The organism is Leifsonia sp. McL0618 (genome assembly GCF_049994905.1).
GTDB lineage: Bacteria > Actinomycetota > Actinomycetes > Actinomycetales > Microbacteriaceae > Diaminobutyricibacter.
Genome location: NZ_CP188258.1, coordinates 3,414,126 through 3,435,000 on the forward strand (window position 1 = coordinate 3,414,126; position 20,875 = coordinate 3,435,000).

Annotated in this window: 33 protein-coding genes; 2 read left to right on the forward strand and 31 right to left on the reverse strand. The window is 65.0% G+C overall.

Features of this window, described 5'->3' with window-relative positions:
• Positions 1 to 12: 12 nt before the first annotated feature.
• Positions 13 to 729 (forward strand): LPXTG cell wall anchor domain-containing protein, encoded by a 717-nt coding sequence (locus ACPPVQ_RS16525; protein ID WP_426516227.1) that lies wholly within the window; start codon positions 13 to 15, stop codon positions 727 to 729.
• Between the two features lie 20 nt (positions 730 to 749).
• Here the strand turns inward: ACPPVQ_RS16525 and ACPPVQ_RS16530 are convergent, their stop codons facing one another.
• Positions 750 to 1,613 carry a tRNA pseudouridine synthase A gene (locus ACPPVQ_RS16530; RefSeq protein WP_426521302.1) on the reverse strand — a complete coding sequence of 288 codons (864 nt, stop codon included), beginning with the start codon at positions 1,611 to 1,613 and terminating at the stop codon, positions 750 to 752.
• An 81-nt stretch (positions 1,614 to 1,694) separates the two neighbouring features.
• Between ACPPVQ_RS16530 and ACPPVQ_RS16535 the strand changes: the two genes are divergently transcribed.
• Entirely contained in the window at positions 1,695 to 3,644 is a 1,950-nt protein-coding gene (locus ACPPVQ_RS16535; protein WP_426516228.1) for an acyltransferase family protein, read from the forward strand.
• A gap of 29 nt (positions 3,645 to 3,673) precedes the next feature.
• Here ACPPVQ_RS16535 and ACPPVQ_RS16540 read toward each other — a convergent pair whose 3' ends face one another.
• The 30 genes from ACPPVQ_RS16540 to rpsJ form a co-directional block, all read right to left on the reverse strand.
• Positions 3,674 to 4,726 (reverse strand): GNAT family N-acetyltransferase, encoded by a 1,053-nt coding sequence (locus ACPPVQ_RS16540; RefSeq protein ID WP_426516229.1) that lies wholly within the window; start codon positions 4,724 to 4,726, stop codon positions 3,674 to 3,676.
• Between the two features lie 84 nt (positions 4,727 to 4,810).
• A complete protein-coding gene (rplQ, locus tag ACPPVQ_RS16545) occupies positions 4,811 to 5,398 on the reverse strand; it encodes a 50S ribosomal protein L17 (protein WP_426516230.1) in 588 nt (195 codons plus the stop codon).
• A 53-nt stretch (positions 5,399 to 5,451) separates the two neighbouring features.
• Positions 5,452 to 6,444, reverse strand: coding sequence for a DNA-directed RNA polymerase subunit alpha (locus ACPPVQ_RS16550; protein ID WP_426516231.1), 993 nt, complete (start codon positions 6,442 to 6,444; stop codon positions 5,452 to 5,454).
• A 118-nt stretch (positions 6,445 to 6,562) separates the two neighbouring features.
• Complete coding sequence (rpsK, locus tag ACPPVQ_RS16555) at positions 6,563 to 6,961, reverse strand: 30S ribosomal protein S11 (RefSeq protein WP_163287585.1); 399 nt, start codon at positions 6,959 to 6,961, stop codon at positions 6,563 to 6,565.
• A 44-nt stretch (positions 6,962 to 7,005) separates the two neighbouring features.
• On the reverse strand, positions 7,006 to 7,380 hold the full coding sequence (gene rpsM, locus ACPPVQ_RS16560; RefSeq protein WP_426516232.1) for a 30S ribosomal protein S13: 375 nt from the start codon (positions 7,378 to 7,380) through the stop codon (positions 7,006 to 7,008).
• 142 nt (positions 7,381 to 7,522) lie between these two features.
• Positions 7,523 to 7,636 carry a 50S ribosomal protein L36 gene (rpmJ, locus tag ACPPVQ_RS16565; RefSeq protein WP_426516233.1) on the reverse strand — a complete coding sequence of 38 codons (114 nt, stop codon included), beginning with the start codon at positions 7,634 to 7,636 and terminating at the stop codon, positions 7,523 to 7,525.
• A 79-nt stretch (positions 7,637 to 7,715) separates the two neighbouring features.
• Entirely contained in the window at positions 7,716 to 7,937 is a 222-nt protein-coding gene (gene infA / locus ACPPVQ_RS16570; protein ID WP_021759551.1) for a translation initiation factor IF-1, read from the reverse strand.
• A gap of 194 nt (positions 7,938 to 8,131) precedes the next feature.
• A complete protein-coding gene (map, locus tag ACPPVQ_RS16575; RefSeq protein ID WP_426516234.1) occupies positions 8,132 to 8,962 on the reverse strand; it encodes a type I methionyl aminopeptidase in 831 nt (276 codons plus the stop codon).
• Between the two features lie 12 nt (positions 8,963 to 8,974).
• The gene (locus tag ACPPVQ_RS16580) at positions 8,975 to 9,619 is read right to left on the reverse strand and encodes an adenylate kinase (protein WP_426516235.1); all 645 of its coding nucleotides are present in this window, start codon (positions 9,617 to 9,619) and stop codon (positions 8,975 to 8,977) included.
• Entirely contained in the window at positions 9,616 to 10,938 is a 1,323-nt protein-coding gene (gene secY / locus ACPPVQ_RS16585) for a preprotein translocase subunit SecY (RefSeq protein WP_426516236.1), read from the reverse strand. Before secY ends, ACPPVQ_RS16580 begins: the two co-directional genes overlap by 4 nt.
• A gap of 113 nt (positions 10,939 to 11,051) precedes the next feature.
• Positions 11,052 to 11,753: a 50S ribosomal protein L15 gene (gene rplO / locus ACPPVQ_RS16590; protein WP_426516237.1), complete on the reverse strand. Its 702-nt coding sequence runs from the start codon at positions 11,751 to 11,753 to the stop codon at positions 11,052 to 11,054.
• A complete protein-coding gene (rpmD, locus tag ACPPVQ_RS16595; RefSeq protein ID WP_163289005.1) occupies positions 11,753 to 11,938 on the reverse strand; it encodes a 50S ribosomal protein L30 in 186 nt (61 codons plus the stop codon). Before rpmD ends, rplO begins: the two co-directional genes overlap by 1 nt.
• Positions 11,938 to 12,642, reverse strand: a complete 705-nt coding sequence (rpsE, locus tag ACPPVQ_RS16600; RefSeq protein ID WP_426516238.1) for a 30S ribosomal protein S5 — start codon at positions 12,640 to 12,642, stop codon at positions 11,938 to 11,940. Before rpsE ends, rpmD begins: the two co-directional genes overlap by 1 nt.
• Positions 12,639 to 13,010, reverse strand: coding sequence for a 50S ribosomal protein L18 (gene rplR, locus ACPPVQ_RS16605; protein ID WP_426516239.1), 372 nt, complete (start codon positions 13,008 to 13,010; stop codon positions 12,639 to 12,641). The genes rpsE and rplR overlap by 4 nt, the downstream gene beginning before the upstream one ends.
• A 2-nt stretch (positions 13,011 to 13,012) precedes the next feature.
• A complete protein-coding gene (gene rplF / locus ACPPVQ_RS16610; protein WP_426516240.1) occupies positions 13,013 to 13,549 on the reverse strand; it encodes a 50S ribosomal protein L6 in 537 nt (178 codons plus the stop codon).
• Between the two features lie 6 nt (positions 13,550 to 13,555).
• Entirely contained in the window at positions 13,556 to 13,954 is a 399-nt protein-coding gene (gene rpsH, locus ACPPVQ_RS16615; RefSeq protein ID WP_426516241.1) for a 30S ribosomal protein S8, read from the reverse strand.
• 102 nt (positions 13,955 to 14,056) lie between these two features.
• A complete protein-coding gene (rplE, locus tag ACPPVQ_RS16620) occupies positions 14,057 to 14,644 on the reverse strand; it encodes a 50S ribosomal protein L5 (protein WP_426516242.1) in 588 nt (195 codons plus the stop codon).
• Entirely contained in the window at positions 14,644 to 15,006 is a 363-nt protein-coding gene (gene rplX, locus ACPPVQ_RS16625; protein WP_426516243.1) for a 50S ribosomal protein L24, read from the reverse strand. The genes rplE and rplX overlap by 1 nt, the downstream gene beginning before the upstream one ends.
• Before the next feature lie 3 nt (positions 15,007 to 15,009).
• Complete coding sequence (gene rplN, locus ACPPVQ_RS16630) at positions 15,010 to 15,378, reverse strand: 50S ribosomal protein L14 (protein ID WP_163287596.1); 369 nt, start codon at positions 15,376 to 15,378, stop codon at positions 15,010 to 15,012.
• Positions 15,375 to 15,680, reverse strand: a complete 306-nt coding sequence (gene rpsQ / locus ACPPVQ_RS16635; RefSeq protein ID WP_426516244.1) for a 30S ribosomal protein S17 — start codon at positions 15,678 to 15,680, stop codon at positions 15,375 to 15,377. The genes rplN and rpsQ overlap by 4 nt, the downstream gene beginning before the upstream one ends.
• Positions 15,680 to 16,006, reverse strand: coding sequence for a 50S ribosomal protein L29 (gene rpmC / locus ACPPVQ_RS16640; RefSeq protein WP_426516245.1), 327 nt, complete (start codon positions 16,004 to 16,006; stop codon positions 15,680 to 15,682). Before rpmC ends, rpsQ begins: the two co-directional genes overlap by 1 nt.
• Positions 16,006 to 16,425 carry a 50S ribosomal protein L16 gene (gene rplP, locus ACPPVQ_RS16645; protein WP_426516246.1) on the reverse strand — a complete coding sequence of 140 codons (420 nt, stop codon included), beginning with the start codon at positions 16,423 to 16,425 and terminating at the stop codon, positions 16,006 to 16,008. The genes rpmC and rplP overlap by 1 nt, the downstream gene beginning before the upstream one ends.
• A 3-nt stretch (positions 16,426 to 16,428) precedes the next feature.
• Positions 16,429 to 17,196: a 30S ribosomal protein S3 gene (gene rpsC / locus ACPPVQ_RS16650; protein WP_163287600.1), complete on the reverse strand. Its 768-nt coding sequence runs from the start codon at positions 17,194 to 17,196 to the stop codon at positions 16,429 to 16,431.
• On the reverse strand, positions 17,196 to 17,606 hold the full coding sequence (gene rplV / locus ACPPVQ_RS16655; protein WP_345761923.1) for a 50S ribosomal protein L22: 411 nt from the start codon (positions 17,604 to 17,606) through the stop codon (positions 17,196 to 17,198). The genes rpsC and rplV overlap by 1 nt, the downstream gene beginning before the upstream one ends.
• A 23-nt stretch (positions 17,607 to 17,629) precedes the next feature.
• Complete coding sequence (gene rpsS, locus ACPPVQ_RS16660) at positions 17,630 to 17,911, reverse strand: 30S ribosomal protein S19 (protein WP_166877044.1); 282 nt, start codon at positions 17,909 to 17,911, stop codon at positions 17,630 to 17,632.
• Between the two features lie 12 nt (positions 17,912 to 17,923).
• A complete protein-coding gene (rplB, locus tag ACPPVQ_RS16665; protein WP_345761924.1) occupies positions 17,924 to 18,763 on the reverse strand; it encodes a 50S ribosomal protein L2 in 840 nt (279 codons plus the stop codon).
• Positions 18,764 to 18,790: 27 nt separating this feature from the next.
• Positions 18,791 to 19,090, reverse strand: coding sequence for a 50S ribosomal protein L23 (rplW, locus tag ACPPVQ_RS16670; RefSeq protein WP_426516247.1), 300 nt, complete (start codon positions 19,088 to 19,090; stop codon positions 18,791 to 18,793).
• Positions 19,087 to 19,773 carry a 50S ribosomal protein L4 gene (gene rplD / locus ACPPVQ_RS16675; protein ID WP_426516248.1) on the reverse strand — a complete coding sequence of 229 codons (687 nt, stop codon included), beginning with the start codon at positions 19,771 to 19,773 and terminating at the stop codon, positions 19,087 to 19,089. Before rplD ends, rplW begins: the two co-directional genes overlap by 4 nt.
• A gap of 4 nt (positions 19,774 to 19,777) precedes the next feature.
• Complete coding sequence (rplC, locus tag ACPPVQ_RS16680; RefSeq protein WP_426516249.1) at positions 19,778 to 20,437, reverse strand: 50S ribosomal protein L3; 660 nt, start codon at positions 20,435 to 20,437, stop codon at positions 19,778 to 19,780.
• A 23-nt stretch (positions 20,438 to 20,460) separates the two neighbouring features.
• Positions 20,461 to 20,769 carry a 30S ribosomal protein S10 gene (rpsJ, locus tag ACPPVQ_RS16685; RefSeq protein WP_005050520.1) on the reverse strand — a complete coding sequence of 103 codons (309 nt, stop codon included), beginning with the start codon at positions 20,767 to 20,769 and terminating at the stop codon, positions 20,461 to 20,463.
• Positions 20,770 to 20,875: the final 106 nt, after the last annotated feature.

Sequence of the window (20,875 nt, forward strand, 5' to 3'; positions counted from 1 at the left end):
GAGAGAGTCCTCATGCAACCGGAACGAAGCTGGTTACGGCCCGTACTCGCAGCCGGTGTCGGTGCCGCCGCAATCGGCGCCCTGGTGGTGGCCGCACCCGCGCACGCACTCGAAGAACCGGCCACTTCATCGTCAACCGCGGAAGCATCAGACCCGGCCCCGGATCGGGTCACCCACATCAGCGTGTCCCCGCTTCAAGCGCTCCCCGGCGGACAAGTACACGTCACCGGCGAATGCACCTACAAAGGAAATCCAGCCACATTGGTGCTTCTCTCCCTCATGTCCCGCGAAGAAGACAAGCTCCGAGGCTTCGATGGGCCGATCGACGCAGTGACCGGGCTCATCGACGCGGACGTGACCATTCCCCACGATGTCCCACCTGGAATCCACGAGTTCCACTGGATGTGCTCGCTCAGCGACATGGCCTTCGGCGCGGATGACGAGAAAGTGCTGTTCACCGTCCTCGACCCCGGCACGAAGTCCCTGGAGCCCACACCGACCGCGACGCCGCCGGCGGAGCTAACAGCCACGACAGAAGCAGCCGCGACGAACTCGACGGACGAGCTCGCTGATACCGGCTCATCGGTCGCGATTCCTGCCATCGCCGGGATCAGCCTCGGGCTCGCGGGCGGGACAGCAGTACTCGTTCAACGCCGACGCAACCGACCGGTGAAGGAAACTCCTGAAACCATGATCTCCGACGGGGCCGACGGCCGGCCTGGTGGCTGAGCCGCCCCCGGCTAGTCCAGCTACAGGTCGAGCGATCTGAGCGCCCTGGTCTGTTCCGCCCGCTGGGCGAGTTCGGCATCGCCCGGATACCCGACCTCGACGAGCGTCAGGCCGCGCGCTGGCATGACCTTGAACGCGCTCGACCGGCTGCCGAGATCGCGCAGCAGCACCGCATCCGTCACCGCCAGCTTTCCCTCGCCGACGCCGACGCACGCGCCGACGAGCGCGCGAACCATGCTGTGACAGAACGCGTCGGCCTGCACGTCGCCGATCAGCACGCCATCATCGTCGCGCATCCAGCCGAACTGCTGGAGTGTGCGGATCGTCGTCGCGCCCTCGCGCGGCCTGCAGTATGCGGCGAAATCGTGGAGGCCGAGCAGACTGGTCGCAGCCGCATCCATCGCATCCACATCCAGGGAGACCGGGACCCAGGTGGTGCGGTGGCGCTGCAGCGGATCGCGGGACGAGAGCTGGTCGGCGATGCGGTACCGGTAACGGCGCCAGATCGCCGAGAACCGGGCGTCGAAACCGGCGGGCGCGAGCGAGCAGCGGGTGACGACGAGGTCGGGAACAGGACCGAGGATGCCGTTCACGCGACGGGCGAGCGCCGCACCCGCGTCATTGGTGCGCGGCGTCTTCCCGCGGGCGCGGAGGAGGCTCGCAATCTGTCCCCTGCTGAGGTCGACATGCGCCACCTGCCCCGCTGCGTGCACTCCGGCGTCGGTGCGGCCGGCCACCGTCAGAGTGGGCGCAGGGCCGTGCCTGCGGAAGATCGTCGCAAGCGCGGACTCCAGTTCGCCCTGCACGGTACGCAGCTGCGGCTGCCTCGTCCAGCCGTTGAAATCCGTGCCCTGATAGGCGATATCGAGCCGGAACCGGGTCATCGCCTCGTCTTCCACGACGGCCAGTCTAGAGTCAGTGGAGCTTGTTACTGTTAAGGCCGCTTCACGCGACCCGACCTCTTCATGACTTCCGCCACCATCGCTTCAGCTCGCAGCACAGCTCTGCCCGAAACGGCCGACGGCCGCAGCCGCGCGCCACAGGCCGGCCGTTTCGCCGGACTCGACGGCCTCCGCGCACTGGCTGTGGTGGCGGTCATCGTGTACCACCTCTTCCCCGGTCTCCTGCCCGGCGGCTTCATCGGGGTCGACGTCTTCTTCGTCATCAGCGGCTTCCTCATCACCAGCCTGCTGGTGCGCGAACGCGCCGGCACCGGCAGGGTCGACCTGCGCCGGTTCTGGGTCAGGCGCGGTCGCCGGCTGATACCCGCGCTCGTCGCCGTTGTGCTCGTCTCAGCCACCGCAGCCGCTCTGATCGGCGGGTCGGTGCTCACCGGGATCGGCAGGCAGCTCGTCGGCGCCGCGACGTTCAGCAGCAACTGGCTCGACATCGCGTCGGACAGCAGCTACTTCGCGAAAGACGTGCCCGAACTCTTCCGTAACCTGTGGTCACTCGCCGTCGAAGAGCAGTTCTATGTCGTCTGGCCGGTCCTCCTGCTCGCGATCGTGCTGATCCGGCGCTGCGGCGCACGGGTCGCCATCGTCGCGGCGATCGCCGTCGGCTCAGCCGCGGAGATGGCGGTGCTCTACACACCCGGCGGCGACGCGACCCGCGTCTACTTCGGCTCCGACACGCACAGTTTCGGCCTGGCCCTGGGCGCGGTGCTGGCGCTGGTCATCAGTCGGATCAAGCCCCTCGACCTCGACGCTGGCGAGTCCGCATTCCAGTGGTTCGTGCGCCGCCTTCTCCCCGGAATCGGCGTGGCAGCCCTTATCGCGCTCGGGATCGCTGCGTGGTGGATGCACGACGACAACGCCTTCACCTACCGCGGCGGTCTCGCGCTCGTGAGCGTACTGGCCGCAGTCGTCATCTGGGCAGCCGTTTCGTCACGGTCCCGGCTCGGTAGCTCCCTCGATGCTGCTCCCCTGCGCTTCATCGGGGCCCGCTCATACGGAATGTACCTCTGGCACTGGCCGGCCTTCGTGCTCGTGAGCGCGGTCATCGAGCGACAGCAGTCGCCGGGCCCGGCTTGGCAGACCGGGATGATCGCCCTCGCGGTCACGGCGGTCGCCTCGCTGGTCTCCTTCCGCTTCGTCGAGACCCCCATCCGCCGCTCCGGCCTGCGCGGGTGCGCGCGAGCCGTGCTGCGCCACGCACGGTCGTCGAGACCGGCACGCGCCGTAGCCGTGGCAGGCCTCATGGTCGTCGCACTCCTTGCGGCCGGCACAGTCACTGCCGTGGTCACGGCGCCGCAGCGCACAGACGCACAAGCCTTCATCGAGCGCGGAGAGCACGCGCTCGCGAAACCGGCGCCCGGGGCGTCGGGCGACCCGACGCATCCGCCTGCGCCCCGCGGAGCACCAGACCCCCACCCCGTCGCAACCGGCGAACAGATCATGGCCATCGGCGACTCGGTGATGCTCGCGTCCGCCCCCTCCCTGCAGGAGGCATTCCCCGGCATCCGGATCGATGCGGTGGTGTCACGGCAGATGCGGGCAGCACCGGGCATCCTGCAAGCGGCCAAGAGCGCGGGAACCCTCCGCAAAGTCGTGCTCGTCGGTCTCGGAACGAACGGATCGATCTCGCAGTCCACCCTCGACGAGATGCAGCAGATCGCCGGGCCCGACCACCAGTTCGTGTTCGTCACCGTCCAGGCGCCACGCGGATGGACCGACGGCGTGAACGCCGACCTCGACGCCTATGCCGGCGCACACCAGAAGACCGTGGCACTCGCGGAATGGAAGAGCGCCATCACCCCGCACCTCGATCTTCTCGCAGAAGACCACATCCACCCCGGCAGCCGCGGAGGCAAGATCTATGCGGCCGTCGTCAGCGATGCGCTCCATCGCCTCGCCGAGCGGTCGCCGGTCAAACCGTTCACGGTCTGGGGAGGCAGCGGCCCGCGACCGCAGTAGCGAGCCGGCGGTCGCGCGGCCGCCATCGCTCAGTACACGCGGATCAGCGAGGTCTCCGAATTCGTCTGCACAAAACCCATTCGCGTATAGAGCCCCAGAGCACCGGTCGGGCTCTCGGAATCGACGTCGAGGGTCACGCGCTGCAAGCCCTGCGCCGCGCACGCGGCCAGGGTGCGTGACAGGAGCGCGGGAGCGATGCGACGGCCGCGGTGCGCCCGCGTCGTGCCGACCATCCCGACATAGGCGCCCGAGAAGCCCTGCGTCACCCAGTCGTCTTCGTTCACCTGGCACAGCACGAAGCCGACCACCTCATCGGCGCTCCCCGCGCCGGCGCCGTCTATGACCGCGAGAAACGAGAGATCTGCGCGGAAGGTGCCATCAAGCCAGGCCTGCCACTGCTCCTGGCTCATCGGCTGACTACCCCAATGGTCGCGGAAGGAATCTGTTCGGGCGGCCAGCGTCTCTGCGGAAAGCGCGTCGGTGAACGGGACGATCCTGACCTTCTCGCCCGGCTCGACCAGCTCGATCGGATCGGCCAGGTCCCGCTGGAGCCCGACGAAATAGCGCACCACTTCGAACCCCGCGTGCCGGAGCAGGCGTTCGCTCTGCGGTGCGCGGGCATCCGCAGAGGCCATGGCCCACGCTGGCAGCCTCTTGTCCGAGACGGCGAACTGCTGCTCGGCGCGCGTGCGCTCCCAGGCGAGGAGTTCGCGGCCGATCCCCCGGCCTCGGACATCCGGATGCACGCCACCGTACAGAAAGGATCTCACCAGGGTCTCCGCCAGAGGCGGCATCACGACGAGCCCGACCGCGACCGGAATGCCCTCGGCGGTGAGACCGAGAATCGAGTCGACCGACAGGTCCACGAACGAGTAGCCGAACTCCTCCTCGACTTCTTCACGCGTGGTCAGGTAGTTCGGGTGGTCTGCGACGTCGATCGCCTGCATGAGCCGGCACACGTCATCGATGTCGTCCATGGTGGCGGGACGCCACTGGGCGATGAGTGGATGCTCTGGCCGGTACGACGGAGGCGTCGCCATGCGCTCGCGAACGGGCTCCATGTCGTCGATCGTTTCGGCCATCCATCCACCCTAGCCAGTCCGGTTAAACGGCGAAGGTCCCCACCGCGATGAAACGGTGGGGACCTTCGACAACGTCTGCAGACGTCAGGCCTTCTCGGCCTCCGCCTCAGCGGTGGTCTCTTCGGCGTCGCCGGCCTCGGCGTCGGCAGTCGCCTCCTCGGCGACCTCAGCTTCGGCGACCTCGGTCTCCTCAGCCTCGGTCTCCTCAGCCGCGGTCTCCTCAGCCGCGGTCTCCTCGACCGGAGCCTCCTCGACCTTCTCGGTCTTCGGAGCGGCCTTGGTGGACGACTTGGTCGACTTCACCTTCGGGGTGACAGGCTCGAGAACGAGCTCGATCTGAGCCATGGGGGCGTTGTCGCCCTTGCGGAACCCGAGCTTCGTGATGCGGGTGTAGCCACCCTCACGCTCGGCGACGAGCGGCGCGATCTCCGTGAAGAGCTCGTGCACGACCGCCTTGTCACCGATCACGGCGAGCACGCGACGGCGCGCGTGCAGGTCGCCGCGCTTGGCGAACGTGATCAGGCGCTCGGCGAGAGGACGAAGGCGCTTCGCCTTGGTCTCGGTCGTCTTGATGCTCTTGTGGGTGAACAGGGCAGCAGCCAGGTTGGCGAGCATCAGGCGCTCGTGGGCCGGACCGCCTCCGAGGCGGGGGCCCTTTGTTGGCTTAGGCATTATCGGTTATCTCCAGTGTTGAAAGTCGAAAGGCGTAGTCGAGACGACAGGCCTTAGATGTTCTCGTCGTCTTCGTAGCCGCTGTAGAAGTGGGCGCCGTCGAACCCGGGAACCGAGTCCTTGAGCGACAGGCCCATCTCAACGAGCTTGTCCTTGACCTCATCCACCGACTTCTGACCGAAGTTGCGGATGTTCATGAGCTGGGTCTCCGACAGCGAAACGAGTTCGCTGACCGTGTTGATGCCCTCGCGCTTGAGGCAGTTGTACGACCGGACCGACAGGTCGAGGTCTTCGATCGGCATCGACAGTTCGGAGCTGAGCACCTGGTCGACGGGAGCCGGGCCGATCTCGATGCCCTCGGCCGCGCTGTTGAGCTCGCGGGCGAGACCGAACAGCTCGGTGAGCGTACGACCGGCGGATGCGATCGCGTCACGCGGGCTGATCGCCTGCTTCGTCTCGACATCGACGACGAGGCGGTCGAAGTCGGTGCGCTCACCGGCACGCGTCGCCTCGACGCGGTAGGTGACCTTGAGGACCGGCGAGTAGATGGAGTCGATCGGGATCTGGCCCGCTTCGCTGTACTCGTTGCGGTTCTGGGTCGCTGAAACATAGCCGCGGCCACGCTCGATGGTCAGCTCGACCTCGAACTTCGCCTTGTCGTTGAGGGTCGCGATGACGAGCTCGGGGTTGTGGATCTCCACGCCTGCCGGAGCCGAGATGTCGGCTGCCGTGACCTGGCCGGCGCCGGTCTTGCGCAGGTAGGCCGTGATGGGCTCGTCGTGCTCGCTCGAGACGACGAGGCCCTTGATGTTGAGGATGATCTCGGTGACGTCTTCTTTCACACCGGGAACGGTGCTGAACTCGTGCAGCACACCGTCGATGCGGATGCTGGTGACTGCAGCGCCGGGGATCGACGACAGGAGCGTGCGGCGAAGCGAGTTCCCGAGGGTGTAACCGAAGCCCGGCTCGAGGGGCTCGATGACGAACCGCGAACGGAACTCCGAGATGTTTTCTTCGGCGAGCGTGGGACGCTGTGCAATGAGCACTGTTGTTTCCTTTCGGCTAAGTGTCCGCTATATGACACTTGCGTTAGATCGCGCGCAGAGGACGACGTCGGCCGAGCCGGCGCCGCCCCCTTGCGTTCGCGAAGATGAGTACAGCTAATTAGACGCGGCGACGCTTCGGCGGGCGGCAGCCGTTGTGCGCCTGCGGCGTCACGTCGTTGATCGAGCCGACCTCGAGGCCGGCGGCCTGCAGGGAACGGATCGCGGTCTCGCGGCCCGAGCCCGGTCCCTTGACGAAGACGTCGACCTTCTTCATGCCGTGCTCCTGCGCCTGACGCGCAGCCGACTCGGCGGCGAGCTGTGCGGCGAACGGGGTCGACTTGCGCGAACCCTTGAAGCCGACGCCACCGGAGGATGCCCAGCTGATGACCGCACCAGTGGTGTCGGTGATCGAGACGATGGTGTTGTTGAACGTGCTCTTGATGTGGGCCTGGCCCACAGCGATGTTCTTCTTTTCTTTCTTGCGCGGCTTCCGAGCGGCCGTCTTGGGTGCTGCCATGATTTCTCCTGAATCCTAAAGGCGCGTGACTCGCGGGCCGGGGCCTAGCGAGCCTTCTTCTTGCCGGCGACGGTGCGCTTCGGACCCTTGCGGGTACGCGCATTGGTTTTGGTGCGCTGACCGCGGACCGGGAGGCCCTTGCGGTGGCGGATACCCTCGTAGCTGCCGATCTCGACCTTGCGTCGGATGTCGGCGGCGACCTCGCGGCGAAGGTCACCTTCAACCTTGTAGTTGCCTTCGATGTAGTCGCGGAGGGCGACGAGCTGGTCGTCGGTCAGATCCTTGACGCGGACGTTTCCGTCGATTTCGGTGTCGGCGAGGGTCTTGAGCGCCCTCGTACGGCCAACACCGTAGATGTAAGTCAGTGCTACTTCCACGCGCTTTTCGCGTGGAATGTCAACGCCGGCTAGACGTGCCATTGTGGCTTCTCCTGTGAGTGGGTGGAGGTCTGTAACAGCTCCGGTGCCCCGGCCTCCAACCGGGGGTGTCCCCTGCTTGCGCAGGTTCTGGCGCTGCCTTCTTCGTTATTGAGTTATCAGTCGTACGAGACCGACGCCGGGACTAGCCCTGGCGCTGTTTGTGACGCGGGTTCTCGCAGATGACCATGACCCGGCCGTTACGACGGATGATCTTGCACTTGTCGCAGATCTTCTTGACGGAGGGGTTGACCTTCATAGTTCTTGTACCTTTTGTTCGCTGTCCTCGTACCTCGCCCGGGGCTACCCGTGGGCGGGGCCGTTACTTACAGCAGCCGTTACTTGTAGCGGTAGACGATACGGCCGCGGGTCAGGTCGTAAGGACTCAGCTCCACGATCACGCGGTCCTCAGGGAGGATGCGGATGTAGTGCTGACGCATCTTGCCCGAGATGTGGGCAAGCACTTTGTGCCCGTTCGTCAGCTCAACGCGGAACATCGCGTTGGGCAGAGCTTCGACCACAGATCCTTCGATCTCGATGACGCCGTCTTTTTTGGCCATAGCCTCACTGTCGCTAAAAGTATTGATTGCTGGTCGTGCGGTGGATTGTGGTGCTCCGCGACCCGAAGAACGGGTTCTGCGGGCACACGAAAACGTGTGCAAAACACCAAGGATCAATCTTATGCGATTCCCGCGCGTTTCGCGAATCGCGGAGTATCATCTGCGTTCGCCCTCGGAGATCGCCGACGATCAGGCTACGGTACCGGCACCGGGGTGATGCCGAATGGCGCGAGTCCGGATGCTCCACCATCCGTTGCCGTGAGCACCCAGATTCCCTCCGCGTGCACCGCGACGCTGTGCTCCCAGTGGGCCGCTGCAGAACCATCCTCCGTGGCGACGGTCCACCCGTCGTCGCGCACGAACGTCTCCGGGCTGCCCAGCACCACCATCGGCTCGATCGCGACGACCAGTCCGGGCCGCACCTCGGGGCCCTTCGCGCTGACACGGTAGTTGAACACCGGCGGGGCCTCGTGCATGCTCCGACCGATGCCGTGGCCGACATAGTCGGTCAGAATGCCGTAGTCGCCGCGCGAGACGATGTAGTCCTCGACAGCTTCGCCGACCTCGTTGAGGTGCCGCGCCGTGACCAGGCGTGCGATGCCGCGCCACAGCGACTGCTCGGTCACCTCGGACAGCGTGCGTCGTTCGTCGGACACGTCGGGGCGTGACGGGTCAGGCAGAACGAAGGTGCGCGCGGCATCACCGTTCCAGCCGTTCATGATGGCACCGCTGTCGACCGACAGGATGTCACCGGGCTGCAGGATGCGTTCGCCCGGGATCCCGTGGACCACGTCGTCGTTCACCGACGCGCAGATGGTGTGGTTGTAACCCTGCTCGAGCTTGAAGTTGGGCCGGGCTCCCCGCTCGACGATCGCGCGCTCCGCGAGCGCGTCGAGCGTGACCGTGCTGACGCCCGGCGCGACCGCTGCGGCAACGGCGTCGAGGGATGCAGCCGTCGCGAGACCGGGCTCCACCATCAGCCGGAGCTGGGCGGGCGACTTGTAGATCGACCGTCGGAAGACCATCGGATGCGCTGGCTACGCGACCGACTCGGAGTCGCGCTCCGCAGTCGGAAGGATTCCACGGTCGGCGAGGGCCCGTGTGAGCCGCGAAGCGACCTCGTCGACCCCGCCCAGGCCGTCGACCTCGATCAGCAGACCACGATCGCGGTACACGTCGATCAGCGGCGACGTCTCACGGAGGTAGACCTCCTGGCGGTGACGGATCGCTTCCTCCGAGTCATCGACCCGGCCCTGCTCCTGCGCGCGCTTCGTCAGCCGCGAGACGACCTCGTCACGGTCGGCGACCAGCTGGATGACGCCGTCGAGGCTCTGACCCTTCTTGCCGAGAAGGCCGTCGAGGTAGTGGACCTGTTCGAGTGTGCGCGGGTAGCCGTCGAGGAGGAAGCCGTTACGGGCGTCGTCCTCTTCAAGCCGCTCGGTGACGAGCGCGTTGGTCAGGCTGTCGGGAACGTAGTCTCCCGCGTCGACGATCTCCTTGACCTGGACTCCGAGCGGGGTCCCGTTCTTGATGTTGGCGCGGAAGATGTCACCGGTCGACACGTCGGGGATGCCATAGGCCGAGCTGATCCGTGCCGCCTGGGTTCCTTTGCCGGAGCCGGGCGGGCCCACGATGAGCAGGCGAGCCCCCTTCGGCGAAGAGTCGTTGACGACACCGGTCATCGCAGCAGCCCTTCGTAATGACGCTGCTGGAGTTGCGAGTCGATCTGCTTGACCGTCTCCAGGCCGACGCCGACGATGATCAGGATGGACGTGCCGCCGAACATGAAGTTCTGGCTCGCCCCCAGCAGGTTCAGCGCTATCAAGGGGATCAGCGCGATCAAACCGAGATAGATGGAGCCGGGAAGGGTCACACGGGTCAGCACGTAGTCGAGGTACTCGGCGGTGGGCCGGCCCGCGCGGATGCCGGGGATGAACCCGCCGTACTTCTTCATGTTGTCGGCGACCTCTTCAGGGTTGAAGGTGATCGCGACATAGAAATAGGTGAACCCGACGATGAGCAGGAAGTACAGGAGCATGTAGAGCGGGTGGTCGCCCTTGGTCAGGTAGTTCGTGATCCACGTCACCCACGGCGCAGCCGCCTGGCCCGCCTTGGGCTGGTTGAACTGCGCGATCAGCGCAGGCAGGTACAGCAGCGACGATGCGAAGATCACCGGCACGACACCGGCCATGTTGACCTTGATCGGGATGTACGTGTTGTTACCGCCGTAGGTGCGCCGGCCGACCATCCGTTTCGCGTATTGCACAGGGATGCGCCGCTGCGACTGTTCGACGAACACCACGGCCGCAACGATCAGCAAGCCGATGGCGAGCACCACGATCAGGACCTCGACGCTCTGCGACTGCGCGATGGCGATCAGCGACGGCGGGAACTGCGCGGCGATCGACGTGAAGATGAGCAGCGACATTCCGTTGCCGATGCCGCGCTCGGTCACGAGCTCACCCATCCACATGATGAGTCCGGTGCCGGCGGTCATGGTCAGCACCATGAGCAGGATCGCGTACCACGAGTCATCCGTGATGAGCTGCGTGCACTGGCTCACGCTGGTGGTGCCGAAGAGTGCGCCGCTTCGCGCGACGGTGATCAGCGTCGTGGACTGGAGGACACCGAGAGCGATCGTGAGGTAACGCGTGTACTGGGTGAGCTTGCTCTGCCCGGCCTGGCCCTCTTTGTACAGGGTCTCGAAGTGAGGGATGACCACGCGCAGGAGCTGCACGATGATCGACGCGGTGATGTACGGCATGATGCCGAGCGCGAAGATCGAAAGTTTGAGGAGCGCGCCACCACTGAAGAGGTTGACGAGCGAGTAGAGCCCTGACGTGCCCTGGTTGGCCGCCAGGCAGGTCTGGACGTTCGGGAAGTCTACGAAGGGCGCAGGAATGAACGATCCCAGCCGGAAAAGGGCGATGATGCCCAAGGTGAAGGCGATCTTCTTGCGAAGGTCTGGCGTACGGAAGATCCGCGCGACGGCGCTAAACAAAGTGCGTCCTGCTTTCCTGTAAGGAGTCAGCCGGGTGACCAGGAAAACTGATCACCCGACTGCACTACTTTACGGGGTCGACCGGAACACTGTGGTCCGGTCTCCCCGGGTGCCTACTTGACAGAGCCACCAGCGGCGACGATCTTCTGCTCGGCGGAGCCGGAGACCTTGTCGACCGCAACGTTCAGCTTAACCGCAATGTCGCCATTGCCGAGAACCTTGACCTTCTCGTTCTTGCGAACGGCGCCCTTGGCCACGAGGTCGATGATGGTGACATCGCCGCCCGACGGGTAGAGCTCGGCGAGCTTCTCGAGGTTCACAACCTGGTACTCGACGCGGAACGGGTTCTTGAAGCCGCGAAGCTTCGGAGCCCGCATGTGGAACGGCAGCTGGCCACCCTGGAAGCCGGGGCGAACCTGGTAGCGAGCCTTCGTACCCTTGGTACCGCGGCCTGCGGTCTTACCCTTCGAACCCTCACCGCGTCCGACGCGGGTCTTGTCCTTCTTGGAACCGGCAGCGGGACGCAGGTGGTGGACCTTGAGCACGTGCTCGCGGTTCTCCGTCTGCGCAGCCTTGGCGGCAGGCTTCTCGGCCTTCGCGGCGGCGGTGTCGTCGGAGGCTGCAGCAGCCTTCGACGACGAAGCCTTCGCGGGCGCCTTCTTCTCGGCGGCCGGCTTCTCAGCCTTGGTCGAGGCAGCCTTGGCAGGCGCCTTCGAGGCTGCAGCCTTGGGGGCGGCGGCCTTCTTCTCAGCGGCGGGCTTGTCAGCAGCCTTGGCGGCCTTGGGGGCCGTGGTTGCTTCCTTCTCGTCAGCCATTAGTCAATCTCCTCGACCTTCACCAGGTGAGCGACGGTGTTGACGTACCCGCGGTTCTGCGGGGTGTCCTCACGAACGACGACATCACCGATGCGCTTCAGACCCAGGCTGCGAAGCGTGTCGCGCTGGTTCTGCTTTTCACTTACTTTGGACTTGATCTGGGTAACTTTCAGACGCGCGGCCATCATGCACCTGCCTTGGCGGTTGCAGCGGCCTCAGCGAGCGCTGCCTCGGTGCGAAGCAGGCGAGCCGGGGCCACCTGGTCGTAGTCGAGCCCACGACGGGCGGCGACGGCGCGCGGCTCCTCGAGCTGCTGCAGCGCAGCGACGGTCGCGTGCACGATGTTGATCGTGTTCGACGAACCGAGCGACTTGCTGAGCACATCGTGGATGCCGGCGCATTCGAGAACGGCGCGAACCGGGCCACCGGCGATAACACCGGTACCGGCAGATGCCGGGCGCAGCATGACGACGCCTGCAGCGGCCTCGCCCTGCACGGGATGCGGGATGGTGTTGCCGACGCGGGGGACGCGGAAGAAGTTCTTCTTCGCCTCCTCGACACCCTTGGAGATCGCGAGCGGGACCTCGCGGGCCTTGCCGTAGCCGACGCCGACCAGTCCGTTGCCGTCGCCGACGACGACGAGCGCGGTGAAGCTGAAGCGACGTCCGCCCTTGACGACCTTCGAGACACGGTTGATCGTCACAACGCGCTCGAGGAACTGGCTCTTCTCGGAGTCGCGGCTGCCGCGATCACGGTTGGGGTTGCGCTCACGACCACCACGACGCGCCTCGCGAGGCTCGTTCTGGGTGGAGTTCGTGGATGCGGCGGTTTCCACCGGCGCCTCTGCGGCCACGGTCTGCTCCTTGTTGTTTTCTGGCACTGTGCTCACAGGTTCAATCCACCCTCTCGAGCTCCCTCGGCGACAGCTGCGACGCGTCCTGCGTACTTGCTGCCACCACGGTCGAATACGACGGCTTCGACACCGGCGGTCTTGGCACGCTCTGCGACGAGTTCGCCGACCTTGCGGGCCTTGGCGGTCTTGTCACCGTCGAAGGTGCGCAGGTCAGCCTCGAGGGTCGAAGCCGACGCGAGGGTGTGACCCTTGCTGTCGTCGACGACCTGCACGAAGACGTGACGGGCGGAACGGGTGACCACCAGGCGCGGACGGACCGCGGTTCCCTCGATCTTCTTGCGAAGACGGGTGTGGCGGCGGTCACGCGCTGCGGACTTGCTCTTTCCTCTGGTTCCGAGAGCCATGGTTACTTACCAGCCTTTCCGGCCTTGCGGCGGACAACCTCGCCGGCGTACCGCACACCCTTGCCCTTGTAGGGCTCAGGCTTGCGAATCTTGCGGATGTTGGCGGCGACCTCGCCGACGGCCTGCTTGTCGATGCCGCTGACCGTGAGCTTGTTGTTGCCCTCGACCGTCAGGCTGATGCCCGTCGGCGGTTCGACGGTGACCGGGTGCGAGAAGCCGAGCGCGAACTCCACTGCGCTGCCCTTCTGCGCGACACGGTAGCCGGTACCGACGATCTCGAGTCCCTTGGAGTAACCCTGGGTGACGCCGATGATCTGGTTGTTGATCAGGGTGCGGGTCAGTCCGTGGAGCGAACGCGAGCTGCGCTCGTCGTCGGGACGGGTGACCAGCACCTGGCCCTCTTCCAGCTTGACTTCGATGGGGTTGGCGACGGTGAGCGAGAGCTCACCCTTCGGACCCTTGACGGTGACGGCCTGGCCGTCGATCTTCACATCGACCCCGGTAGGGATGTCGATGGGCAGTCTTCCAATACGCGACATGTCGAACTACCACACGTAGGCGAGGACTTCCCCACCCACGCCCTTCTTCTCGGCCTGGCGGTCAGTCAGAAGACCGGAGGAGGTGGACAGGATAGCGACGCCGAGCCCTCCGAGAACCTTGGGGATCTCCGTGGACTTCGCGTAGACGCGAAGACCGGGCTTCGAGACGCGCTTGATGCCGGCGATGGAACGCTCACGGTTCGGACCGAACTTGAGGCTGAGCGTCAGCGTCTGGCCGACACGCGCATCCGTTACTTCCCAGCTGGAGATGTAGCCCTCGGCCTTGAGAATGTCGGCGATGTGCGCCTTGAGCTTCGAGTGCGGCATCGACACGGTGTCGTGGTGCGCCGAGTTCGCGTTGCGCAGTCTGGTCAGCATGTCTGCGACCGGATCTGTCATTGTCATTTCGATGTTTCCTTTAGTTCACCAGGTTTCGTTCAGCCGTTACACGACTGACGACCTGTGGTGGTCGCGGTTCCTCCAGAGCGGAGGGACCATCGGGTGGAGCTAGTTCGACGTCTCGTTGGAACGGAACGGGAAGCCGAGCTGCTTGAGCAGCGCGCGGCCTTCGTCGTCGTTCTTGGCCGTGGTCACCACAGTGATGTCCATGCCGCGGACGCGGTCGATCTTGTCCTGGTCGATCTCGTGGAACATCGACTGCTCCGTGAGACCGAACGTGTAGTTGCCGGTGCCGTCGAACTGCTTGTCCGAGAGGCCACGGAAGTCGCGGATGCGGGGAAGTGCGAGCGAGAGCAGGCGGTCGAGGAACTCCCACATGCGGTCGCCACGAAGCGTGACGTGTGCGCCGATGGGCTGGCCCTCACGCAGCTTGAACTGCGCGATGGACTTGCGTGCCTTGGTGACCTGCGGCTTCTGACCGGTGATCTTGGTCAGGTCGGCAACAGCACCGTCGATGATCTTGCCATCGCGTGCCGCCTCACCGACGCCCATGTTGACGACGATCTTCACGAGACCCGGCACCTGGTGCGGGTTGGTGAAGCCGAGGTCCTTGCTCAGCGTCGCAGAGATCTCGTTCTTGTACTTCTCTTTGAGACGCGGCTGGATTTTGCCAGCCACCGCTGTGGTGTCGCTCATTACAGGTCCTTACCTGACTTCTTGGAGTAACGAACACGGACCGTCTTGGAGACGCCGTCTTTCGTCACGGTTTCGCTGCGGAAGCCGACACGGGTCGCCTTCTTGGTCTCGGGGTCGACGAGAGCCACGTTGGAGACGTGGATCGGAGCCTCGTGCGTCTCGATGCCGCCGGTCTTCGTGCCACGCTGCGTCTGTCCGACGCGAACGTGCTTGGTGACGAAGTTGACGCCCTCGACGATGACGCGGTCCTTCTCGACCTGCACCTCGATGACGCGGCCCTGCTTGCCTTTGTCGCCTCCACGAGCCTGGCTCGCGCCGGAGATGACCTCGACCAGGTCGCCCTTCTTGATGTTCTTCGCCATGACTTAGATAACCTCCGGTGCCAGCGAGATGATCTTCATGAACTTCTTGTCGCGAAGCTCGCGACCGACCGGTCCGAAGATACGGGTACCGCGGGGGTCACCGTCGTTCTTCAGGATCACTGCAGCGTTCTCATCGAACTTGATGTACGAGCCGTCGGCGCGACGGGTCTGCTTGACCACGCGCACGATGACAGCCTTGACGACGTCGCCCTTCTTGACGTTGCCGCCGGGAATCGCGTCCTTGACCGTGGCGACGATGACGTCGCCGAGGCCGGCGTAACGACGACCCGAACCACCCAGCACGCGGATGGTCAGCAGCTCCTTGGCGCCCGTGTTGTCGGCGACCTTGAGCCGGGATTCCTGCTGAATCACTTGGCCTTCTCCAAAATCTCAACCAGGCGCCAACGCTTCGAGGCGCTCAGGGGACGGGTCTCGCTGATCAGGACCAGGTCGCCGATGCCGGCGGTGTTCGCCTCATCGTGTGCCTTCACCTTCGAGGTGCGGCGGATGACCTTGCCGTACAGCGGGTGCTTCACGCGGTCTTCGACCTCGACGACGATGGTCTTGTCCATCTTGTCGCTGACGACGTAACCGCGACGGGCCTTGCGGTAACCGCGGACGAGGGCCTCGGCGGCCACCGTCTCGTCGGCCGTGGCCTTGGTGGTCTGTGCCATTAGTTGGCCTCCTCGGTTTCAGCGGCCTCGGCAGCCGCCGGAGCGGCTTCCTTCTTGGCCTTGGTCTTCTTGTCGGCCTTCGCGACAACCTCGACCGGGGCCGGGGTTGCACGGATGCCGAGCTCACGCTCACGAATGACCGTGTAGATACGAGCGATGTCGCGCTTGACGGCACGAAGGCGGCCGTGGCTCTCGAGCTGGCCGGTGGCCGACTGGAAGCGCAGGTTGAACAGCTCTTCCTTGGCCTTCTTCAGCTCGTCGACGAGTCGCTCGTCTTCAAAGGTGTCGAGCTCGGTGGATGCGAGCTCCTTGGATCCGATCGCCATTATGCGTCGCCCTCCTCGCGCTTGATGATGCGTGCCTTGAGGGGCAGCTTGTGGATTGCACGGGTGAGCGCCTCGCGAGCGATGGTGTCGCTGACACCGCTCAGCTCGAAGAGCACGCGACCCGGCTTGACGTTCGCGACCCACCACTCCGGCGAACCCTTACCGGAACCCATGCGGGTTTCGGCCGGCTTCTTCGTGAGCGGACGGTCGGGGTAGATGTTGATCCACACCTTTCCACCACGCTTGATGTGACGCGTCATGGCGATACGAGCGGACTCGATCTGACGGTTGGTCACGTACGCGGGTGTAAGGGCCTGGATGCCGTACTCGCCGAAGGAGACCTTCGTGCCACCGGTCGCCTGGCCGCTACGGCCGGGGTGGTGCTGCTTACGGTGCTTGACTCTGCGTGGGATCAACATGGTTTATGCCTCAACTCCTGCTGCGACGGGCGCGGCCTCGGGCGCGTTGGTACGCGCACCGCGACGCGGACGGTCGCTGTTCCGCTCGGGGCGGACCGACTTGGTGTTGGCCTGCTCGCGAGCGAGTTCCTTGTTCGTGATGTCGCCCTTGTAGATCCACACCTTCACGCCGATACGGCCGAAGGTGGTCTTCGCCTCGTAGAAGCCGTAGTCGATGTTCGCGCGGAGCGTGTGCAGCGGCACACGGCCCTCACGGTAGAACTCGGAGCGGCTCATCTCGGCGCCGCCGAGGCGGCCGGAGACCTGGATGCGGACACCCTTGGCGCCGGCGCGCTGTGCACCCTGGAGGCCCTTGCGCATCGCGCGGCGGAAGGCCACACGTGCGGAGAGCTGCTCTGCGATGCCCTGCGCGACGAGCTGAGCGTCGGCCTCGGGGTTCTTCACCTCGAGGATGTTCAGCTGGATCTGCTTCTTCGTGAGCTTCTCGAGGTCGGCACGGATGCGCTCGGCCTCGGCGCCACGACGACCGATCACGATGCCCGGACGGGCGGTGTGGATGTCGACGCGGACGCGGTCACGGGTGCGCTCGATCTCGATGCGCGAGACACCCGCGCGGTCGAGCGACGTCTGCAGCAACCGGCGGATCTTGACGTCCTCGGCGACGAAGTCGCTGTAACGCTGACCCGGCTTGGTGCTGTCCGAGAACCAGCGGGACACGTGGTCCGTGGTGATTCCCAGACGGAAGCCGTATGGATTGACTTTCTGACCCATTACTTGCTCGCCTTCTTCGCTGTGCTGGCGGTCTTGGCCGGCTTGGCGGCTTCAACCTCGTCCGGCGTCGCGAGGACGACCGTGATGTGGCTGGTGCGCTTGTTGATACGGAAGGCCCGGCCCTGCGCACGCGGCTGGAAACGCTTGAGGGTGGTGCCCTCATCCACGAATGCGCGGCTCACGTACAGGTCCTGCTCATCCAGGTAGGTGTTCGAAGCATCGGCCTTGACCCGCGCGTTGGCGATCGCCGAGGCGACGAGCTTGTACACGGGCTCGCTCGCACCCTGGGGTGCGAACTTCAGGATGGCCAGGGCCTCCTGTGCCTGCTTGCCGCGGATCAGGTTGACGACGCGACGAGCTTTCTGGGGGGTCACGCGGATGTGACGCACGCGTGCGATCGACTCCACCATTTCTCTCCTCCTTACGCCCCCGCTTAGCGGCGGCGACCCTTCTTGTCGTCCTTCACGTGTCCACGGAAGGTGCGGGTGGGTGCAAACTCGCCGAGCTTGTGCCCGACCATGGTCTCGGTGACGAACACCGGGATGTGCTTGCGACCGTCGTGCACCGCGATGGTGTGACCCAGCATGGCCGGGATGATCATCGAGCGGCGCGACCAGGTCTTGATCACGTTCTTGCTGTTGGCTTCGTTCGCCGTGACAACCTTGCGGAGCAGGTGGTCGTCAACGAAGGGGCCCTTCTTGAGACTGCGTGGCATCTTCTACAACTCCTACTTACGCTTCTTGCCGGCGGTACGGCGACGAACGATGAGCTTGTCGCTTTCCTTGTTGGGATGACGCGTGCGGCCTTCTTTCTGGCCCCACGGGCTGACCGGGTGACGTCCACCGGAGGTCTTGCCCTCACCACCACCGTGAGGGTGGTCGATCGGGTTCATTGCGACACCACGCACGGTCGGGCGGACGCCCTTCCAGCGCATGCGGCCGGCCTTGCCCCAGTTGATGTTCGACTGCTCGGCGTTGCCGACCTCGCCGACGGTCGCGCGGCAGCGCGCGTCGACGTTGCGGATCTCGCCCGAGGGGAGACGCAGCTGGGCGTAGGGGCCGTCCTTGGCGACGAGTCGGACCGAAACGCCGGCGGAACGGGCCATCTTGGCGCCACCGCCCGGCTTCAGCTCGATCGCGTGGATGACAGTACCGGTCGGGATGTTGCGCAGGGGCAGGTTGTTGCCCGGCTTGATGTCCGCGCCGGCACCCGACTCGACGATGTCACCCTGCGACAGCTTGTTCGGCGCCAGGATGTAGCGCTTCGTGCCGTCGACGTAGTGCAGGAGCGCGATGCGCGCCGTGCGGTTGGGGTCGTACTCGATGTGGGCGACCTTGGCGTTGACGCCGTCTTTGTCGTTGCGACGGAAGTCGATCACACGGTACTGGCGCTTGTGGCCACCACCGATGTGACGGGTCGTGATGCGACCCTGGTTGTTGCGACCGCCGGTCTTGGAGAGCGGACGGAGCAGCGACTTCTCGGGGGTCGAGCGCGTGATCTCCGCGAAGTCCGCGACGCTCGATCCACGACGACCAGGGGTCGTGGGCTTGTACTTACGAATAGCCATGTCTGTGTTTTCCTCTAGATCCCGGCCTTAGCCAACTGCCGTGAAGATGTCGATGGAACCGGACTTCAGCGTGACGATCGCACGCTTCGTGTCCTTGCGCTTGCCGAGTCCGAACTTGGTGCGACGCGTCTTGCCCTGACGGTTCAGGGTGTTGATCGAAGCGACCTCGACCTTGAAGATCTTCTCGATGGCGAGCTTGATCTCGGTCTTGTTCGAGCGGGGGTCGACGATGAAGGTGTATTTGCCTTCGTCGATCAGGCCGTAGCTCTTCTCGGAGACGACCGGGGCGATGATGATGTCGCGCGGGTCCTTGTTGATAGCGGTCATGCGCTGACCTCCTCATTCTCGTTGGATGCGACGGCTGCGCTTTCCTGCTTCGTCGCCTGCTTCGCAGCGACGAACGATTCGAAAGCACCCTTGGTGAAGACGATGTCGTCTGAGACGAGCACGTCATAGGCGTTCAGCTGGTCGTAGGGCAGAACGTGGACGGTCGGGATGTTGCGGACGCTCTTGAGGCTGACCTCGTCGTTGCGCTCCAGGACGACCAGGACGTGCTTCGACGAAGCGATGCCCGAGAGCAGCTCGACGACGGCCTTGGTCGACGGCGCCTCGCCCAGGGCGAGCGACTCGACGACGTGCAGGCGGGCACCGCGAGCACGGTCGGAGAGCGCTCCACGGAGGGCCGCGGCGATCATCTTCTTGGGGGTGCGCTGAGCGTAGTCGCGCGGGGTCGGTCCGTGGACGATGCCACCACCGGTCATCTGGGGCGCGCGGATCGAGCCCTGACGAGCGCGACCGGTTCCCTTCTGCTTGAACGGCTTGCGGCCTGCGCCGGAAACCTCGCCACGACCCTTGGTCTTGTGCGTGCCCTGGCGCGCTGCTGCGAGCTGGGCGACGACGACCTGGTGGATCAGCGGGATGTTGGTCTGGACGTCGAACAGGTCGGCGGGCAGCTCGACGGAGCCTGCCTTCTTACCCTTCACGTCGACGACGTCAATCGAGGTAGCCATAGGACTAGGCCCCCTTCACTGCGTTGCGAACGAATACGATGCGGCCGCGTGCGCCGGGAACGGCGCCCTTGACCAGCAGCAGGCCCTTCTCGGCGTCGACGGCCTGGACCTTGAGGTTCAGGACGGTAACGCGCTCGCCACCCATGCGACCAGCCATGCGCATGCCCTTGAAGACACGGCTCGGGGTCGAGGAGGCGCCGATGGAACCCGGCTTGCGGTGGTTGCGGTGCGAACCGTGCGAAGAGGAGACACCCTTGAAGTTGTGACGCTTCATGACACCGGCGAAGCCCTTGCCCTTCGAGGTACCGACGACATCGACCAGCTGGCCGGCTTCGAAGGTTCCGTCGACGGTGAGCTCCTGGCCGGCGCTGAAGTCAGCGGCATCGGCGGTGCGGACCTCGGTGAGGTGACGACGCGGCGTAACGCCTGCCTTGTCGAAGTGGCCGGTGGCCGGCTTGTTCACCTTGCGGGGGTCGATCTGGCCGTACGCGATCTGCACGGCGTTGTAGCCGTCGACCTCGGGCGTACGGATCTGCGTCACGACGTTGGGCGTGATCTCGATGACGGTGACGGGGATGAGCTTCTTGTTCTCGTCCCACACCTGGGTCATGCCGAGCTTCTTGCCCAGCAGTCCCTTCACGGTCTTGGTCTCAGTGTTAGACATGGATTTCTTCGTCCCTATCCAGCTCAGAGCTTGATCTCGATGTTGACGTCTGCCGGCAGGTCGAGACGCATGAGCGAGTCGACGGCCTTGGGCGTCGGGTCGATGATGTCGATCAGACGCTTGTGGGTGCGCATTTCGAAGTGCTCCCGGCTGTCCTTGTACTTGTGGGGCGAACGGATGACGCACACCACGTTCTTCTCGGTCGGAAGCGGCACCGGGCCGACGACGGTCGCGCCCGCACGGGTCACGGTGTCGACGATCTTGCGCGCCGACGTGTCGATGACCTCGTGGTCATACGACTTAAGTCGAATGCGGATCTTCTGTCCCGCCATGTCTGACTCACTCTCTTTCAAGGCGTCTTACGACCTTCTGGTCGCATTGGACGCGGTTGCGTACGAAAACGCTGGGCACTACTGCTGCGGCACCACTGTTCTTCTG

What these genes read in the sequence shown, in the direction of transcription:
- ACPPVQ_RS16525 (WP_426516227.1), top strand. Translation starts at nt 13, where the DNA reads ATGCAACCGGAACGAAGCTGGTTACGGCCCGTACTCGCAGCCGGTGTC.
- ACPPVQ_RS16530 (WP_426521302.1), bottom strand. Translation starts at nt 1,613, where the DNA reads ATGACCCGGTTCCGGCTCGATATCGCCTATCAGGGCACGGATTTCAAC.
- ACPPVQ_RS16535 (WP_426516228.1), top strand. Translation starts at nt 1,695, where the DNA reads ATGACTTCCGCCACCATCGCTTCAGCTCGCAGCACAGCTCTGCCCGAA.
- ACPPVQ_RS16540 (WP_426516229.1), bottom strand. Translation starts at nt 4,726, where the DNA reads ATGGCCGAAACGATCGACGACATGGAGCCCGTTCGCGAGCGCATGGCG.
- rplQ (WP_426516230.1), bottom strand. Translation starts at nt 5,398, where the DNA reads ATGCCTAAGCCAACAAAGGGCCCCCGCCTCGGAGGCGGTCCGGCCCAC.
- rpsK (WP_163287585.1), bottom strand. Translation starts at nt 6,961, where the DNA reads ATGGCAGCACCCAAGACGGCCGCTCGGAAGCCGCGCAAGAAAGAAAAG.
- rpsM (WP_426516232.1), bottom strand. Translation starts at nt 7,380, where the DNA reads ATGGCACGTCTAGCCGGCGTTGACATTCCACGCGAAAAGCGCGTGGAA.
- rpmJ (WP_426516233.1), bottom strand. Translation starts at nt 7,636, where the DNA reads ATGAAGGTCAACCCCTCCGTCAAGAAGATCTGCGACAAGTGCAAGATC.
- infA (WP_021759551.1), bottom strand. Translation starts at nt 7,937, where the DNA reads ATGGCCAAAAAAGACGGCGTCATCGAGATCGAAGGATCTGTGGTCGAA.
- map (WP_426516234.1), bottom strand. Translation starts at nt 8,962, where the DNA reads ATGGTCTTCCGACGGTCGATCTACAAGTCGCCCGCCCAGCTCCGGCTG.
- ACPPVQ_RS16580 (WP_426516235.1), bottom strand. Translation starts at nt 9,619, where the DNA reads ATGACCGGTGTCGTCAACGACTCTTCGCCGAAGGGGGCTCGCCTGCTC.
- rplO (WP_426516237.1), bottom strand. Translation starts at nt 11,753, where the DNA reads ATGGCTGACGAGAAGGAAGCAACCACGGCCCCCAAGGCCGCCAAGGCT.
- rpmD (WP_163289005.1), bottom strand. Translation starts at nt 11,938, where the DNA reads ATGGCCGCGCGTCTGAAAGTTACCCAGATCAAGTCCAAAGTAAGTGAA.
- rplR (WP_426516239.1), bottom strand. Translation starts at nt 13,010, where the DNA reads ATGGCTCTCGGAACCAGAGGAAAGAGCAAGTCCGCAGCGCGTGACCGC.
- rplF (WP_426516240.1), bottom strand. Translation starts at nt 13,549, where the DNA reads ATGTCGCGTATTGGAAGACTGCCCATCGACATCCCTACCGGGGTCGAT.
- rpsH (WP_426516241.1), bottom strand. Translation starts at nt 13,954, where the DNA reads ATGACAATGACAGATCCGGTCGCAGACATGCTGACCAGACTGCGCAAC.
- rplE (WP_426516242.1), bottom strand. Translation starts at nt 14,644, where the DNA reads ATGAGCGACACCACAGCGGTGGCTGGCAAAATCCAGCCGCGTCTCAAA.
- rplX (WP_426516243.1), bottom strand. Translation starts at nt 15,006, where the DNA reads ATGGCGAAGAACATCAAGAAGGGCGACCTGGTCGAGGTCATCTCCGGC.
- rpsQ (WP_426516244.1), bottom strand. Translation starts at nt 15,680, where the DNA reads ATGGCACAGACCACCAAGGCCACGGCCGACGAGACGGTGGCCGCCGAG.
- rpmC (WP_426516245.1), bottom strand. Translation starts at nt 16,006, where the DNA reads ATGGCGATCGGATCCAAGGAGCTCGCATCCACCGAGCTCGACACCTTT.
- rplP (WP_426516246.1), bottom strand. Translation starts at nt 16,425, where the DNA reads ATGTTGATCCCACGCAGAGTCAAGCACCGTAAGCAGCACCACCCCGGC.
- rpsC (WP_163287600.1), bottom strand. Translation starts at nt 17,196, where the DNA reads ATGGGTCAGAAAGTCAATCCATACGGCTTCCGTCTGGGAATCACCACG.
- rplV (WP_345761923.1), bottom strand. Translation starts at nt 17,606, where the DNA reads ATGGTGGAGTCGATCGCACGCGTGCGTCACATCCGCGTGACCCCCCAG.
- rpsS (WP_166877044.1), bottom strand. Translation starts at nt 17,911, where the DNA reads ATGCCACGCAGTCTCAAGAAGGGCCCCTTCGTTGACGACCACCTGCTC.
- rplB (WP_345761924.1), bottom strand. Translation starts at nt 18,763, where the DNA reads ATGGCTATTCGTAAGTACAAGCCCACGACCCCTGGTCGTCGTGGATCG.
- rplW (WP_426516247.1), bottom strand. Translation starts at nt 19,090, where the DNA reads ATGACCGCTATCAACAAGGACCCGCGCGACATCATCATCGCCCCGGTC.
- rplD (WP_426516248.1), bottom strand. Translation starts at nt 19,773, where the DNA reads ATGGCTACCTCGATTGACGTCGTCGACGTGAAGGGTAAGAAGGCAGGC.
- rplC (WP_426516249.1), bottom strand. Translation starts at nt 20,437, where the DNA reads ATGTCTAACACTGAGACCAAGACCGTGAAGGGACTGCTGGGCAAGAAG.
- rpsJ (WP_005050520.1), bottom strand. Translation starts at nt 20,769, where the DNA reads ATGGCGGGACAGAAGATCCGCATTCGACTTAAGTCGTATGACCACGAG.